16 protein-coding genes are annotated in these 15,747 nt (G+C 44.9%); 5 read left to right on the top strand and 11 right to left on the bottom strand.

Annotated elements, in window-relative coordinates:
• Positions 1–81: 81 nt before the first annotated feature.
• Entirely contained in the window at positions 82–1,467 is a 1,386-nt protein-coding gene (locus tag ACLGLO_RS07630; protein WP_492128292.1) for a bifunctional hydroxymethylpyrimidine kinase/phosphomethylpyrimidine kinase, read from the bottom strand.
• A 134-nt stretch (positions 1,468–1,601) separates the two neighbouring features.
• On the opposite strand from ACLGLO_RS07630, the gene ACLGLO_RS07635 reads away from it, so the two are divergent.
• Together ACLGLO_RS07635 and ACLGLO_RS07640 are read left to right on the top strand one after the other, a co-directional pair.
• Entirely contained in the window at positions 1,602–2,555 is a 954-nt protein-coding gene (locus ACLGLO_RS07635; protein WP_492128293.1) for an aldo/keto reductase, read from the top strand.
• A gap of 456 nt (positions 2,556–3,011) precedes the next feature.
• Positions 3,012–3,683: a hypothetical protein gene (locus tag ACLGLO_RS07640; protein ID WP_492128294.1), complete on the top strand. Its 672-nt coding sequence runs from the start codon at positions 3,012–3,014 to the stop codon at positions 3,681–3,683.
• Between the two features lie 255 nt (positions 3,684–3,938).
• Here the strand turns inward: ACLGLO_RS07640 and ACLGLO_RS07645 are convergent, their stop codons facing one another.
• Positions 3,939–4,886 (bottom strand): Gfo/Idh/MocA family oxidoreductase, encoded by a 948-nt coding sequence (locus ACLGLO_RS07645; protein WP_492128295.1) that lies wholly within the window; start codon positions 4,884–4,886, stop codon positions 3,939–3,941.
• Positions 4,887–4,984: 98 nt separating this feature from the next.
• Between ACLGLO_RS07645 and pheS the strand changes: the two genes are divergently transcribed.
• Both pheS and pheT read left to right on the top strand, forming a co-directional pair.
• Positions 4,985–6,481, top strand: coding sequence for a phenylalanine--tRNA ligase subunit alpha (gene pheS, locus ACLGLO_RS07650; protein WP_492128296.1), 1,497 nt, complete (start codon positions 4,985–4,987; stop codon positions 6,479–6,481).
• Between the two features lie 13 nt (positions 6,482–6,494).
• Positions 6,495–8,159 carry a phenylalanine--tRNA ligase subunit beta gene (gene pheT / locus ACLGLO_RS07655; protein ID WP_492128297.1) on the top strand — a complete coding sequence of 555 codons (1,665 nt, stop codon included), beginning with the start codon at positions 6,495–6,497 and terminating at the stop codon, positions 8,157–8,159.
• Between the two features lie 112 nt (positions 8,160–8,271).
• Here the strand turns inward: pheT and ACLGLO_RS07660 are convergent, their stop codons facing one another.
• From ACLGLO_RS07660 to hisS, 7 genes are all read right to left on the bottom strand, one after another.
• Positions 8,272–9,147, bottom strand: a complete 876-nt coding sequence (locus ACLGLO_RS07660; RefSeq protein WP_492128298.1) for a 3-methyl-2-oxobutanoate dehydrogenase subunit beta — start codon at positions 9,145–9,147, stop codon at positions 8,272–8,274.
• A gap of 19 nt (positions 9,148–9,166) precedes the next feature.
• Entirely contained in the window at positions 9,167–10,372 is a 1,206-nt protein-coding gene (locus ACLGLO_RS07665; protein WP_492128299.1) for a transketolase C-terminal domain-containing protein, read from the bottom strand.
• Positions 10,369–10,665 carry a 4Fe-4S binding protein gene (locus tag ACLGLO_RS07670; protein WP_492128300.1) on the bottom strand — a complete coding sequence of 99 codons (297 nt, stop codon included), beginning with the start codon at positions 10,663–10,665 and terminating at the stop codon, positions 10,369–10,371. The genes ACLGLO_RS07665 and ACLGLO_RS07670 overlap by 4 nt, the downstream gene beginning before the upstream one ends.
• Entirely contained in the window at positions 10,655–11,245 is a 591-nt protein-coding gene (locus ACLGLO_RS07675) for a 2-oxoacid:acceptor oxidoreductase family protein (protein WP_492128301.1), read from the bottom strand. Before ACLGLO_RS07675 ends, ACLGLO_RS07670 begins: the two co-directional genes overlap by 11 nt.
• 139 nt (positions 11,246–11,384) lie before the next feature.
• Positions 11,385–12,161, bottom strand: a complete 777-nt coding sequence (locus tag ACLGLO_RS07680) for an alanyl-tRNA editing protein (protein ID WP_492128302.1) — start codon at positions 12,159–12,161, stop codon at positions 11,385–11,387.
• A 198-nt stretch (positions 12,162–12,359) separates the two neighbouring features.
• A complete protein-coding gene (locus ACLGLO_RS07685; protein WP_492128303.1) occupies positions 12,360–12,638 on the bottom strand; it encodes a FeoA family protein in 279 nt (92 codons plus the stop codon).
• Positions 12,635–13,924: a histidine--tRNA ligase gene (hisS, locus tag ACLGLO_RS07690; RefSeq protein ID WP_492128304.1), complete on the bottom strand. Its 1,290-nt coding sequence runs from the start codon at positions 13,922–13,924 to the stop codon at positions 12,635–12,637. The genes ACLGLO_RS07685 and hisS overlap by 4 nt, the downstream gene beginning before the upstream one ends.
• A gap of 178 nt (positions 13,925–14,102) precedes the next feature.
• Between hisS and ACLGLO_RS07695 the strand changes: the two genes are divergently transcribed.
• Positions 14,103–14,420, top strand: coding sequence for a hypothetical protein (locus ACLGLO_RS07695; RefSeq protein ID WP_492128305.1), 318 nt, complete (start codon positions 14,103–14,105; stop codon positions 14,418–14,420).
• A gap of 1 nt (position 14,421) precedes the next feature.
• Here the strand turns inward: ACLGLO_RS07695 and ACLGLO_RS07700 are convergent, their stop codons facing one another.
• Both ACLGLO_RS07700 and ACLGLO_RS07705 read right to left on the bottom strand, forming a co-directional pair.
• Positions 14,422–15,117: a DedA family protein gene (locus tag ACLGLO_RS07700; RefSeq protein ID WP_492128306.1), complete on the bottom strand. Its 696-nt coding sequence runs from the start codon at positions 15,115–15,117 to the stop codon at positions 14,422–14,424.
• Positions 15,118–15,345: 228 nt separating this feature from the next.
• Complete coding sequence (locus ACLGLO_RS07705; RefSeq protein ID WP_492128307.1) at positions 15,346–15,744, bottom strand: Zn-ribbon domain-containing OB-fold protein; 399 nt, start codon at positions 15,742–15,744, stop codon at positions 15,346–15,348.
• Positions 15,745–15,747 lie beyond the last annotated feature (3 nt).

Raw genomic sequence — 15,747 nt, forward strand, 5'->3', positions numbered from 1 at the left:
TCAAGTCTCTGCACCTACTTTTTAATTTTCAGACAATTGTAAAAAACTTATCTCTCTATCTTGGAAAAAAGATGTTCTACCTCATTTGATAATCAGCTTTGAAATTTCTATCACTTTATTTACAACTTCAATTGGAGATGTTCCAAATACAAAGGCCAGAGGCTCTTTGCCAAACTCCCCCTTATCTATTATGATATCTGGAATGATGCCACCAGCTCTTCTGACGGCAGATTCTATTCCCCAGGGAGTCGTGCCGCCTTCCATCATTTTAATTTCTGGCGGCTCCTCTTTTCTGTCAAAATAGGAAGTCTTCAGCCCCAATTTTTCGGCCAACTTCTCCAAACCGTCGATGTACAATATGTTCATTCCTGCCCTCTTGCTTGAATCGAATTTCATGATTGTGAGGACTGCCTTTGCCATATGTTTAGAGGCACCAAATGATGGCGGAAATGGAGCCACCAATTTTCCCCCGGCAAGCACAATTCTTCCCGGGAACCCTGCTACGTCTTGAGGCGTCCTGGCGTACCAGGCTGGGAGGCTTTTTACCAGGTTTATGCCAACTTCTGGGTAAAGCTCTATCAGACCTTCATTGCTATTCTCTGTGAGCAATTTCGCCGCTTCGCTCAGTTCCGAAAGTATGCGGTATTTTTCTGCGGGGATTTCTACCCAAGAAGCTGGATTTGTTGGACAGTGCCCTCTCCCTACTCTCAGCCCGTTCAGTATGGAGAATGTTATGAATTCCTTCGCTGTCCTTATTGATGTCAGTATATCGTAACCCCAAGCTAAATTGGCGGCTATGGCTGCGCTGAAAGAGCAACCAGTGCCATGAGTGCATCCTTGCTCCACCCACTCACCTGGAAGCTGATGGAACTCATCACCAATGAGAGCGAGATCCACAGCCCTGCCAAAATCCAAATGGCCTCCTTTTATTACAACGGCCTTCGGAGAAAACTCCTTCTTTATAACCCGTGCAGCTTTCTCAGCATCATCAAAGCTTCTTATTTCCATTTCAGCCAGAACTTCTGCCTCCATTCTATTCGGTGTGACAACATCAGCTCTGGGGAGCAGGCTTTTCTTGAGAGCTTCCACAGCATCTTCCCTGAGAAGTCTGGCTCCGCTCTTTGCCACCATTACCGGGTCGACAACCAGAGGAAAGTCGTACTTCTTCAATGTCGAACTGACCGCCTCAATTATTTCTTTGCTGCTGAGCATGCCGGTTTTAGCAGCGTCTACTCCAATATCTTCAGCAACTGCCTCAATCTGCCTTATAACCATCTCCGGAGGAATGTCGAAAATTCCTCGGACTTCCGCAGTATTTTGGGCTGTAATGCTAGTTATAGCGCTCATACCATGCACGCCGTGAGCAAGAAAAGTCTTGAGGTCGGCCTGTATCCCTGCGCCTCCTCCTGAATCGCTACCCGCAATTGTGAGAGCCCTGGGCGGATGTTTGCTATTGCTCCAGACCATTATCTCCACCTATTACTAATTTTTAATCATATTGATAAAAAGGTTTCGCATACACAGGGAAAGCGTAGCACAGAAAGTCGCGAAGGAAAAAAATAAGAAAGGGAAGGCTTCTTTCATATTCAGAGATGATGGATTTGAATTACCGTACACTTGGTATAACAGATGAAAAAATAAGCGAGGTCGGTTTAGGAGCTTGGCAGTTCAGTGAATCATGGGGAATTCTGGAATATGAGGTGGCCAAGAAAATAATTGAAGCTGCTGTGACAAATGGTGTCAACTTCATTGATACAGCAATAGCCTATGGTTGGGGGAAGAGTGAGGAGTTCATCGGAAGAGCCCTAACCGAACTGAACCTGAGAGACGAGGTCTTCATCGCAACTAAAATACCGGGAGAACTGCTGGCAGAGCATGACGTCATAAAGGCTACAACAGGTAGCTTAAGAAGGCTCAGAAGGGATCACATCGATTTGATGCAGGTTCACTGGCCTCCAGTCTGGAACAACATTCCTACATGCGAATATATGAGAGCCTTGGAAAAGCTGGTTTCTATGGGTCTGATCGATTACATAGGGGTCAGCAATTTTCCACCATCACTGCTAGATGAAGCCAACGAATGCCTTTCCAGAGAGGAGATAGTCAGCGAGCAAGTGAGATATAATCTGATAGAGAGAGAAGCGGAGAAGGAAATAATTCCATACACCCTGGCCTACGGCATGACGCTTATTGCGTGGAGCCCGCTGGCAAAGGGAGCGCTGACGGGAAAGTACACTCCCGATAACTTGCCGAAGTTCAACGATGTTAGGTCTGCCGAACCTGTGTTCCTGCAGCAGAACTTCAGAGAAATCTATCCAGTTCTGGAGAAGCTCAAGGAGATCGGGGCAAAATACTCGAAGACTCCAAGTCAGGTGTCATTGAATTGGCTGCTTTCTTCTTACGATAATGTGATAGTGATCCCTGGAGCAAAATCGGCAGAGCAAGTTTCAGAGAACGTGGGGGCCTCTGGGTGGAGGCTGAATTTCGATGACTGGAAGGAATTGGATGAGCTGTCCCGAAGAGTAGTTATATACAGAAGCTTAAAGGCCTTATGAAAAATGTCGTTAAAAATAGCCACCATTGGGGGAGGTTTAGCCGGCCTCTTCACCACTTTAAAGCTATTGAACTCTGGATGCGAAGCTGAAGTCTTTGAAGAGCACAGCAGTATAGGATATCCTAAGCACTGCACCGGGCTGGTTTCAGAGAGCACTCTGAAAATGCTGGGGTTCGAGGGGAAAAAATGCGCTGATGCTTTTTTCAATGAAATTGAGTTCGTCTTCCCAGGAAAAGGAAGCATTCTTTTCAGGCCTAAATACAGAATAGCTCACTTAGATAGAGCTTGCCTAGAAAGAAGCATTGCAGAAGCTGTTCTGGAAAAAGGAGGAAAAATAAACCTGGGGAAAAGAGCTGTTTTATCTGGCAATAGGGTAATAAAAGCAGGCGAAAGCTCCAAGACATTCGATCATATATTGGTAGCTGAAGGAGTCCGCATGAGCATTTCTGGGAAGCTTTTGAGCGAGCTGAAGAGAAGCAAAAAGATTTTTGGACTGAATATGGTAATAAGAGCGAAAAACGGCCTTGGGAGCATTACGGTCGGATTTGAACCTAATATTGCCCCCGGTTTCTTTTACTGGCTCTTCCCTCTTTCAGATGAAAAGGTCCTCGTGGGAGTGGGGACTGAGAAGCCAAAATTTGCAGAAAAGTCTCTTGAAGCTGTAATGAGAATCCACGGAATAAGATACGTTCGGATCGAAGAAAAATATGGCGGATGGATCGGACTTGGCCCGCCAGCAGCAAGGCAGAGGATAGCTTCAATAACCTTCATTGGAGATTCGTTTGGTCTTCAAAAGCCCCTAACGGGGGGAGGGATCTATCCCATAGCTAAGAGCGCTGCATCGATCGGGGGAAGAGAGTGCCAAGAAGCAATAATTCAGCTGAGGAAAAATACTGAAGAAGTCTCGAGGGAGTTGCGCAGACAGCTTAAACTTGCAAAGTTCGCTCACTCCAGAAGTTTTTACTATATCATGGGAAAATTCCTCATGAAAGTCGGGGGCATCGAATTGAAAGGTGATGAGGGGCTGATAGATTACGATAGACATGAATTGATTATCCGCAACGTTTTTCTCAACTTTGCTGATTTCATCAAGGAGGTCAATCTAAAATCATCAACTTTTAAAAGATGAGTATTTTCAAAATGGTTCTTTGAAAGAAGCTTTACCCCGTCTTACCGTTCCTGCTTCATTTTCATCTGCCTCTGGCATCTCTGCGGACGTGAGACCGACGGGGCAATATCATTTTATTCATTGAAGTTAAAAATTTTTTACTGGAGAGCTCCTTAACTGACCTCTTCCACACCCTGAAGGGCAAAGGTTCCCTTCAGAATGAGAAGGAGGTCAGCTTTTGATGTGAGGATTGAAGCTATAGATGCTAAAGATTTTTCAATTCGAACCATTTCTCTTTTTCTTTTCTAAAATTTCAAATGCTATCCTCAGGTTGCGCAGTCCTTCGAGAAATGAAACCGGCGCTTTAGTCTGAGCGCTAACTGCTTTGAGGAATTCCTCATCTTCGACCATCAATGGTTCCTTCTTCTGTATCATCCTTTCCATCTTCCACTTTCCTGTATAAATCTCAAGGGTCTGTTGCATGAAATCCAGCTGAGCAACCCCGTTGGTCCCAGTTATAATTGCCTTCCTCTCCTTATATGGTGTGACTCTGTTGGCTTCGATTGTGTGTATGTGGCTACCGTAGTCAAATAAGATATAGCATGAATCTTCATGCTTATCAGAGTATCGATAGTAAACGAACGACAGGATCTTTTCTGGAGCTCTGCCACCTGCCAAATCCAGAGATAGGTCGATGTCGTGAATGGCTAGATCGAGAACCACTCCTACATCGACGATCCTGACTGTGAACGGGCCAACTCTCCTGGAGTTCACCGTTATCAGGCTTCCCAAGATCCCTTCAGATAGAACCTCTTTCAGCTCAAGATAAGCTGGATTGAATCTTTCTATGTGGCCAATCATGATTTTTTCCAAAAGGCTCCTCGGATAGCGTGATGCAATTGCTTCAGCCCTTTTAACATCATCCCCGAGGGGCTTTTCTATAAACATGTAATCAAGTCCAGCATCCAGGAGCTTCTCGAGGATTTCAAGATGTGTGGAAGTTGGAGAAGATATAAACGGGATGAATTTCTCATTTTCGCTCTTCAGCAGTTCATCCAAGGATCTATACCATTTGATCCCGTATTTTGAAGCAACAGCCTTTCCTCTCTGCTCGTCTGGTTCGACTACGAAGGAGAGTGTGTGGCCGTACTTTGGTCCTATTTCGCTGAGAACTCTCGCATGCGCCTGTCCCATGTAGCCAGCTCCAATAATTCCGAGCTTCAAAGGAAGCACCTCTCTCGTTCTAAATCGCCTTCAGTTAATATTTTTAATCAGCAGTATGATATTGAGTTTCGGTTAAAAAAAAGAGAAGGCTGTTTCCCATGGAGAGGATAGTGCTCAGCGAGAGCGAGAAGAAGCTCCTTTCAGTGCTGGTCAATATTCCAGGAGAGATCGAAACAGCGGAATTGTCTAAATTATCGGGCATCCCTGAGAGCACTGTTAATGCTCTGATTGAGCTCCTGAAGTCAAAGGGAATGGTAAGAGAAGAAGTTAGCTACAAGATCGAATACAAGCTGACCGAAGAAGGGAAGAAATCTCTAATGGAAGGTTTGCCGGAAGAAAAACTTGTCTCTCTGCTGTTGACTCACGGTCCTCTTCCAATATCAGCCATCGAGGAGAGGATTGGTAAAAAGGAGCTTCAAATAGCCTTGGGGGCAGCGAAGAAGAGAGGAATAGTTGATATCAGAGATAATGTGGTGCTTCTAAACAAGGAAAGATTAAACGAGCTTTCGGAAGATAAAAGAGCGCTCGATGCTATTTACAGGGGAGAGCCGCTATCAGAAGAAGCGGAAAAGAGGATTGAAGTTCTGATTCGAAGAGGCCTGGTGAAGAAAGAGATAGATAAGATAAAGAAAGTCAAGGCGGAGATGCCAGTAGCGAAGAAAGCGCTTGAAGAAACCGGAGATTTCATTGTTAAACTGACCTCTCGCGATCTCACTTCAGGTAAATGGAGAAACATGATCTTCAGGGAGTATAATGTTGAAGCCCTTCCCGCAAGAGTCTTCCCCGGCGCTCCTCACTTCTACATTCTCTTCATAGAGAAGATAAAGGACATTCTGAAATTCCTGGGCTTCAGAGAAGCAAGCGGACCAATAGTGGAAAGCGAATTTTGGAATTTTGATGTATTGTTCCAAGCTCAAGATCACCCTTCAAGAGAGATCCACGATACGTTCTGGTTGCATCATGAGTTCGAGTCGTTGGAAGCTGATGAAGTGCTCATAAGAAGAGTAAGAGAAGTTCATGAGAAGGGTGGAAGCTCAGGAAGCAGAGGGTGGGGGGGTAGCTGGAAAATAGAGAACGCTAGAAGGGCTATCCTCAGGACGCAGATGACAGCTGTTTCCGCCAGAATCCTGGCTACAAATCCCAAGCCACCTTTCAAGTACTTCTCCATAGGGAAAGTCTTCAGACCGGATCTCATCGATTCAAGACACCTGCCGGAGTTTTATCAGCTCGATGCCATCATCGGCGGGGAAGAGATGAGCTTCTCGTCTCTCCTCGGGGCTATTGTGGAGTTTTTCGAGATGATGGGTTTGAGAGAGGTGAAGTTCAAGCCGGCGTACTTTCCCTTCACCGAACCAAGCGTAGAGGGATACGTCAAAATAGGGAATCTAGGATGGGTTGAAGTTTTCGGTGCTGGATTGTTCAGACCCGAAGTTCTCGAGATCACTGGAACAAAGGTTCCTGTCGGTGCTTGGGGGATGGGGCTGGATAGATTGGCGATGGCCCTGCTGGATGTAGATGACATAAGGAAGCTTTACTCAAGGGATGTGACCTTTCTCAGAGAAGCTCTCGCAAGAAAAGCCTTGAAGCTGATGTGAGGGGTGATAAGCCGTGCCGGTAGTCTATATAAACATTGAAAGGTTGGGCGAGCTTACGGGGGAAAAAATCCAGCCCAGCAGACTGGAAGCGATATTGTTTAATTTAAAATCGGAATCAAAAGTTGTCGATGATTCCCATATAGAGGTTGAGGTCAACAGCGACAGGCCTGACCTGTTCACTTCTGAAGGGCTGGCAAGGGCAATAAAGGGACTTCTCGAAGTGGAAATTGGCCTCTTCCAACCAAAAGTTGGGGACTCCGCTTTCTCCGTCAAAGTTTCCGAGGTTCCAAGCAGACCCTTTATAGCAGTTGGTGTGGTGAGAAATGTTTCCCTTGGAGAAGAGGGGTTGAAGGAGCTCATCCAGTTTCAAGAGAAGCTCCACATCACAATTGGGAGAAGAAGAAAGAAAGTCGCGATAGGCATCCATGATTTGAAAAAAATAGAGGGGCATTCCCTCATCTACAGCATGGTTCCCCTCGACACTGAAATGATCCCTCTAGACAATCCGAAGAGAATGAAAATAAAAGATGTGCTCAGAGAGACGCCTCAGGGGAAAAGCTACGGTGATCTCTCACTTTTAGGAGGCGCGCACCCAGCCATTTTATCTGAAGGTGGAGAGATCATAAGCCTTCCGCCTGTCATAAATTCGGATATAACCAGACTCGAGCCCTCAACGAAAGATCTATTGATCGATGTAACGGGAACCGACCTGAATTCAGTTGTTAAAACGCTTGATCTGATAAGTAGCTTGATGAACGAGCACAAGGGAAGTTCGATTGAAAGAGTTAAAATATACTCTCAGCCCGGCAGTTTGCTAAGAATCGATCCGCTTCTGTCTAGATTCTCCCTCTCCATGAGCAGAGATTTGGTTACAAAAACGCTGGGATTTGAGCTGAGCAGAGATGTGGTAATAAAGCATCTTCTGAAAATGCGGTTCGGCGTTGAGGAATTGCAGCCTGAAGGTTCTTTGAAAGTCGTTGTCCCGGAGTATAGACTCGATATATTGCATCCAATTGATCTTGTAGAGGATATAGCAATGTCATATGGCTATGAAAACCTCCCGGCAGTCCCCCCAAACTACAAGACAGAGGGTTCCGTAGACGAAATAACTTCCCTAAGCAGAGTTCTCAGGATGACACTGATAGGTTTGGGATTTCAGGAAGTCCACTCCTTCATTGCTCTCGGCACTCATGCGGAGCTCTTCAAAGGAAATGCCGAGCTTTTGAAAATCAGAAACCCAGTTTCGGAAGAAATGCAGTGGATAAGGCCAAACCTATCATCCTCGCTCCTGTATATATTGAAAGAGAATCAGCATGTTGAGCTACCTCTCAAGATTTTTGAAATTGGGGACTTTGCTCACCTCAGAGATGGCAAGCTAATCCAGGGAAAATCTTTGGCTATGGCTGTAATGAAAGATGAGCTGAGCTTTGAAGAAATACAAGCACCTGCTTTTTCGCTGCTCTCTCACTTTGGAATCAACGTTAGGTTCAGAAAGAGCAATGTTGGTTACCTGATCGAAGGCAGGGCCGCTACTATAATTGCTGAAGACATACCGGTAGGAGTGGTGGGGGAGGTTCATCCGCACATTTTGACGGAAATGCAGATAAAGTATCCGGTTGGAGTAGCTGAAATTGATCTGGGCCTGCTCAGAAATGTCTTCAAGAACATCCAGAGATGAAGATCTCTTGTTTTTTCAAGAGCTTTTTGGGAGCTTTTGGAGTTCTGCAGCAACAAATCATAAACATGCGAGTTTTCCAATGTGAAAATCTAAGCTGATTCATTTAAAAAAATCAAATGTACCTTTTCAACCATTCGATATTTTTGCTTCTCTGATCGTAGAGGTCTTTCAGCACTTCATCGGTTATGTTGGAAAATCTGCCCTGCATCTTCAAGTATTCTTCTATGGGCTTGAATGCGTTGTTCGCGATGAGATATTTGCTGGGATTGGATATTTCGATTTTTCCGTTTCTATATTCATAGAGGATCCACATCCCGGTCTCAACCGCTGCCTTGGCAATATCTACTGTCAGGGAATCATCGAATCTCCACCCGACTGGACAGGGTGAGTGCAGATGAATAAATCTGAATCCTCTGATCTTCAGGGCTTTCAGAAGCTTGTTGTGGAAGTCATGTGGGTATGCAATGCTGGCTGTAGCCACATAGGGAACTTCATGTGCGATCATAATCTTCGCAACATCTTTCTTTTCCTCCAGTTTGCCCTTGATCGGAGTTGTTGTTGTCCAGGCACCCCTTGGAGTAGAACTGCTCCTCTGAATACCTGTGTTCATGTAAGCCTCATTATCGTACATTATGTAGATTATATCTGAGTTCCTCTCTGCTGCCCCGCTCAGCGAAGCCATCCCTATGTCGGCAGTCCCTCCGTCTCCAGCCCACGCTATTACATGTATGTCATCCTTCCCTTCGATGAGCAGAGACTCCCTGATGCCGCTTGCGACAGCTGCAGCACTAGCAAATGGAACGTGAACAACGGGCATATTAACAGCTGTTTTAGGCGCTGTGCCCATAACTACGGAAGTACAGCATGCAGGAACAACCAGTATCGCCTTTCCCTCTGTAGCGCTCGCCACCAATTTAAGTCCTATCGGTATTGGGCAACCGGGGCATGAAGCATCTCCAGGATAGATATGATCCTTATAGTTTCCCAATATTTTCGGCTTCACAAGACTAATAGCTCATCACCTCACCAATGTGGTACCACTGAAGCGGATCTATCTCTCCCCCAGCCTCTAGCTTCTCTATGTTTCTCTTCACGACTCTCACAAAATCCTCTGTAGTGACATTCACCCCTCCTAAGCCTGCTATTACGTTCGCCAGCTCCGCTTTTTTCTTGATATTTATTGAAGAAGCCGCCACATCTTCGAATAACGGCCCGAAGTTGCCGAAGCTAATGCTCCGGTCGAACACCAATACAAGCTTGTTTTTCAGGAGCATTTCGCGGACTTCTTCTTTCGGGAAAGGCCTGACATATCTTATTCTGAGCAGACCAGCATTTATGCCCTCATCTCTCAGGAGGTCCACAGCTTCCATAGCATCTCCGCTCCACGCTCCCATTGTTACAACAGCGAAATCGGAGTTCTCGCATTTGTAGCAGCTCACAAGCCCTCCATAGCTCCTCCCGAAGATCCTGCCATATTCAGCATCTACTTCTTTTATTACATCTTTGGCTCTAGACATGGCCCTCTGCATATCCATCTGCATCCTTTCAGTATCCTCAGGCGAGGTCAGATTACCGATGGAAATTCGGTCTTCCGTTACTGAGTACGGCTGCCTTCTGTCCCCCAGGAAAGATGAAACTTCTTCTTCTGGAGGCAGCTCTACAGGCATCGCCGTGCCTCCCAGGATGAAGCCCTCGAGTCCTACCATGACGGGGAGATAAACTCGGGGATCCTCGCTTATTTTGAATGCTTGAATTACGAGGTCCAGCACTTCCTGATTATCCATTCCAAACGACATGATCCAGCCAGTGTCTCTCTGGTCCATAAAATCGGAGTGATCTGGCCATATATTCCATGGAGGCCCAATAGTTCTGGTAACAACAGCCATCACTGCTGGAATTCTAGACCTGCTGAACCAGTGGATCCACTCGTGCATGTAGAGGAGGCCGTGGCTGGATGTTGCTGTGAAGGTTCTGGCCCCTGCAACCGCGGCACCATAAACTGCAGCCAGAGCACTGTGCTCAGATTCCACCTTGATTATTCGAGCATCTAGTTCTCCTCTCTCAATGAACTCTGAAAGCTTTTCTACTATTGAAGTTTGGGGAGTGATAGGATATGCTGATACGACCTTTACCCTGGAGAGTTTTGCTGCATAGGCAACAGCATGGTTGCCAGTCATGACTTTCCTTTCTGCTTTTTTCTGAACTTCAATCATCTTTTGACCACCTCCACATTCTCGGGGACCATTTCTATCGCTTTCTGCGGGCAGACCCTCATGCAGACTCCGCATCCCTTGCAGTAGTCGAGGTCGATCTGCACTCCATCTTTTCTCACTTCAATCACATTTCCTGGACAGTAGATTTCGCAGAGGAAGCACCTGGTGCATTTGCTGTTATCCACAACCGGTCGCTTTATCCTCCAGCTTCCGGTTTTTCCGGCAGATCCCTTATCTGGGTGGGAGAGAGGTAGCATATCCTGCGTTCTTATGATTTCAAGTCTAAGAGGCATGAACCTCACCTTCATCATGAACGCTGTCGAATGCCTCCTTGACTGCTTGGACATTCAAGTTCGCTAATGGACCGGAAAACTTCTCTCTCACGGCACTTTCAAGAGACTCAAGCGACGGCCTTCCCATTATCTTTATCAGGGCTCCCAATATTGGAGTATTCACCAGGGGCCAGCCTGCAAGTACAAGGTTGTGCTCTATGGCTATCTTTGTAGCGTTGACGGTGAAGAGCCTAGCTTTCCCCTCCATTTTAACAGCTTTAGAGAGCTCCTTTCCCTTTCCAGGCTCCGAGTTCACCAGAATAATGCCGTTATCCCTAAGCTCAACCTTCTTTATATCTGGGAAATAGAAAAGGCTGCTGTCCAGGACTACTAAGCCGTCTGCTTTGAAAAACATGCCATGCTTCAGTATTTTCTTAGTGTCCATTCTGAAGAAAGCGAAAACTGGAGCTCCTCTCCTTTCTGCACCAAAGAATGAGAATGCTTGAGCTTCGTAGCCCTCTTTATTCGCCGCAGATGCTAAAATTTCCGAAGAAGTTACTGCTCCCTGGCCGCCTCTGCCATGAAAAATTAGCTCCAGCATCCCTCTTCAACCTTGTTATTTTCTTTTATGCATTGTTATAAAATTAAAATATTTATTTTTATTGTTGATCTTTTTTTAATGAGATACAAAGTTCAAGAATTTTCTTAATATTTTTGCAAATATTATAAAATAAATATTCTCAAGCAACATCATAGTAGACAGCAATTCCGCTTTCATCTGAGCTCGTGCCAGCAATCTTTATGGAACCTATCTCACATGTATTTGAAACATGTGTCCCTGAGCAGGGGATCGAGTTAATTCCCACAATCTCAACAACTCTGTACTCCTCGAGTAACGGGAGCCTCTCAAAGTTCGGGGCTCCTCTGAGCACGCCTTGAATTTCATCTCTCTTTATGTTCAGCACCTTCACTGGTATACAGGACTTCACTACTTCGTTAGATATTTTCTCTATTTCTGCCAAATCGAGGCTGATGGAGGGCGGAAGTTTGTACTTGACATAGGAAGTCTCGTGCGAATGATTAGCAGAAACAGTTTCCACATTTGCTTTCATGAATCTATTTACAGCGTAGTCCAATATATGTCCCGCAGTATGCGATTTCATTATCCTATATCTCCTTTCCCAGTCCAGCTTTAAGTGCACCTTACCGGAAATTCCCGCGATGCTCCCTGAGGTCAAAGAACCGTAGTGAAAGACTACGCCGCTTTCCTCCAAAACCTTCTTCACTTGAAAATCAAATGATCCTCCTGTCACAGTTCCAGTATCGCTTGGCTGTCCCCCGCCCTGAGGATGAAAAATAGTCTCTTTCAGAACGATATAGCACCGCCTATTCCTCTCGCAACTCACAAATAACACTTCGCTATCAATTTCTTTAGCATAGGAGTCTGTTAAATAGACCTTTTTCGTCTTTGGAAGATTTGCAGAGAGCGTCTTGAGGTCTACCAACTGTTTGTTCACCCTTTCAACCTTACCACTGAAAAACTATCTGAAATTTTGAAAAATAAGAGTATTGGAACGCATTCATTTTTACAACGACAAAAGCCTAGGTAATGAGCTGGAGACCTGGCCCGGAGATAAATGGAAAGATATGCACCTCCAAACCAGTAAACAGCTCGAGGGGATCTTTCTCCCTTCAGGGCAGGGAGGAGGTCAAAGTCAAGCCTGCTCTGATGCATCGCTGTATGGTGATGCTTTTTCTGTCAAATGTGATAAACCTTTATCTTCAACGATTATTTTCTGAGCCATTCCCCTTCCTATAGCAATATTGACTCCTCTCACTTCTACAATTATCGGACCAATTGAATTCTTTTTTACTTGGACTTCTGTGCCTGGTATTATACCTAAGCGGGACAGCTTTATCTTCAATCCCTCTCCTCCTTCAATGCCTACGACTATCACGCTCTCTCCACTTCTTGCTTCAGACAGCTTCTTCACTTCCTGAGCCCCTCTTTTATGAATTCTATCGAACTTTCTACTTCTATCTCCGTTCTGATGCCTTTAACTCTGTCAAAAACCGTTATCTTGTTTGTTTCAAGTTCCTTCTTCCCTATATATACCGCGTACATATAATTGAGGAGGTTCAACCTTTTCTTCTGCTTGGAGGGGGAACGCCTCATCAAATCCATCTCCGCAGTTATCCCTCTCTTTCTTAGCTCCATTAAAAACTGCCAACCCTTCGAGAAGGCCTCCTCCTCGAGGACAATCACATAAACGCCAGGTATGAACGATTCAAGCTTGACTAACCCTCTCTCCACCATGACATCGATGACTCTCTCTATTCCAAGGCTTCCCCCGGTGGATGGTAGAGTTTCTCCTCTGAACTTCCCAATCAAATTATCATATCTTCCTCCGCCAGCGACTGAACCCGGGCTACCTTCTTTCAGTACGATTTCAAAGATTATACCAGTATAGTAGTCCAGCCCCCTGACCAGGCTGAAATCGAAAATCGCCTTATCTTTGTAGTAGAGTAGTTTCCCCAGCTCTTCGAAGATGGCCCCGTACTTGTCGGCACTTTCATTACCAAAGGCAGCAAGCAGATTTCCAACATCTTCGAGTTTAGACTTCACGAACATGGATGATATCCTTTCTGTTTGCTCTTCTGTTAACCCCAAGTTCCTGAGCTCTCTCTTCACGCCATCTTCTCCAATTTTATCCAACTTATCGATCGTCCTGAGAATGTATGGAGCTTTTTCACCATACATCCTTTCTATGAAATCTCCGAGGACCCCTCTGTGGTTGATTCTCACGATAAAGTCGCTCAAACCTAACTCTTCAAGGCACATGGAAATGGTATTTATTATTTCGGCGTCAGCCTCAATATACGGTGAGCCTACTGTATCTATGTCGGCTTGGAGAAATTCTCTATACCTCCCTCTCTGAGGTTCTTCATGCCTCCAAACCAGTGAGATTTGATGCCTTTTGAAGGGCAGCTGAATCTCAGGGTGCTGAGAAATGTACCGCGCGAGAGGGACGGTCAAGTCATATCGAAGCGCGTATTCTTTTTCACTGAATGGATCCTTGAATCTCCATATCAGCTTCTCTTCGGCCTCTTCACCGTATTTTCCCGCCAGAGTTTCCCAATATTCCAAAGAAGGAGTATCCATTGGTGGAAAACCTGCTCTCTCGAAGACCTTTCTCACCTTATCAATAACCTCAAGTCTGACCCGCATGACTTCTGGTGGAAAGTCCCTGAAACCCCTCGGTACTTCTAGTTTATTCATCGAGTTTTCCCTTTGCTTTTACTTTTGGTTGATCCAAACTTGCTAATTTAATTTCTTCTGTGCGGTAAATGAGCATGCACCGAATAGCAGCTCTATTAGCTCTATTTTATGCTCAAATCGATATGTTAATATAGCTTGTTTTTTATAGAGAGCTTGAAAAGTTTCAGGTGAATGAAATATGGTTAAGCCTAAAAAGCTCATACTTGTAACAGCCGAGCATCACCCATACCACAAGCAGTGGTTGAGCATGTCTAAGGAGCTTGCAGACCAGCTGGAGGTAGAGCTTGAAGTAAAAATCGAGGACTACGTTTTCGCCATAGAGCACGGAGTTACAGATGAATTTGGAATGGCAGGACTCCCTCAGCTTCTAGTTGAACTAGAAGACGGGAGCATAAAGCCCTTGCTTCATGAGATCCCGCTGGATTCGAAGTTCGAACTTGACTTCCAAGCAGCTAAAAAACTAGCAATTGAGAAGATAGAAAAGGGAGAATTTTGAGCTAATTCCTTTTGAACAGCTTCTTTCTCAAATTCTGATGCCTGAAGGTCAATATAAGATATGTTTCTTTGAGGAATTGAAGCAGAGCTTCTTTCAGCCCCTTCTCAGTCAAGGTAAGTATGACCTTTTTCCAATCCAGGTAAAAGACCATTAAAATCAGATAAAAAGTCGCAAGAACAAGCAGAAATAATCCAAGCCATACGTAGTGAGAGTTGAACGAGATCTCAAGTATAGAATAAGCACTTTTACCCAGCATGAAAACCAGGAGCACAAGGAAGAACTTTCCTATGAAGACGCCCAGAACGAAGCTCAGAAACTCGTAACCCGCTATGCCTAGAGGTACATAAATCACATCATCAGGCAGAGGCGTAATAGCAAAAAGAGCGATTATGAGAAATCCCATATACTTCCTTTTCATGAGAGATACGAAATATTCAGCGTTTTCTTTGGTCTCTTCTGAAAGAGTCTTTCGTCCAATGCGGGAGGCCAAAAATATTAGAATTTTCCCCAAAGTAGCGCCGAGGCCGCCTGCTAAGGAGACTGCTAGGTAGCTTTCTAAGCTGGAGGTTGCAGAATAAGCCAATATGAAAGCTACATAGGGAACAGCAGAATATGGTATAGCATTTCCTATGAAGCTGGCTAGGAATACTCCCCACAATCCATACTGATTTACGAGCGCTGCTATGCTTTCAAACAACCCTGCTTCCTCTCCAGTTAACGAATTAGGGGGTAGAGCATATTTAATATGCTTATTTAATTGACCTCTTAAAAGAATTGACTAACACTTTTGGACTGACCTAAAAAGGAGGTTTCAATTCTTTAGATTACTTCGCATTTGTTCATAAATGCTTCCGGGAAAAAGGGCGAAGTATTTTTTCGAATCCCTACTTCCTCAAAAAAGAATTCCCCTGTGTTTGAGAGAAAATCACAGCAATCTGAACTTGAGACCGTAGTAAATCAATCCGCTCTCTCCATCTTCTTTGATTCTGCGGAGCACTGTCTCAACTCTCGCCCCTTCCTTGAGTTGCTTCTCATCTGTCACATCGGCAATTGGTGCCATTATTTTCACTTCGCCCAGCTTCACAAGACCAAGATAAATCGGCTTCTCATCGTCAAAATAGAAGGGAACCTCATAGACCTTTGTCCATGTTATGAGTTCTCCTTCCCTCGGCGGAATCTTGAGTTCAAGATGCTTCGAACCGCATTTCGGACAAGAATGCTTTGGAGGATAGAAAGCATACCCGCATTTTTTGCATTTTGTGTATGAAAATGTATAGTGCAGTTTCCTTATTCTCCAAAATCTTGATATTGATAGCTTCTCCATTTT

The sequence above is a fragment of the Fervidicoccus sp. SLHALR4 genome (assembly GCF_058692745.1).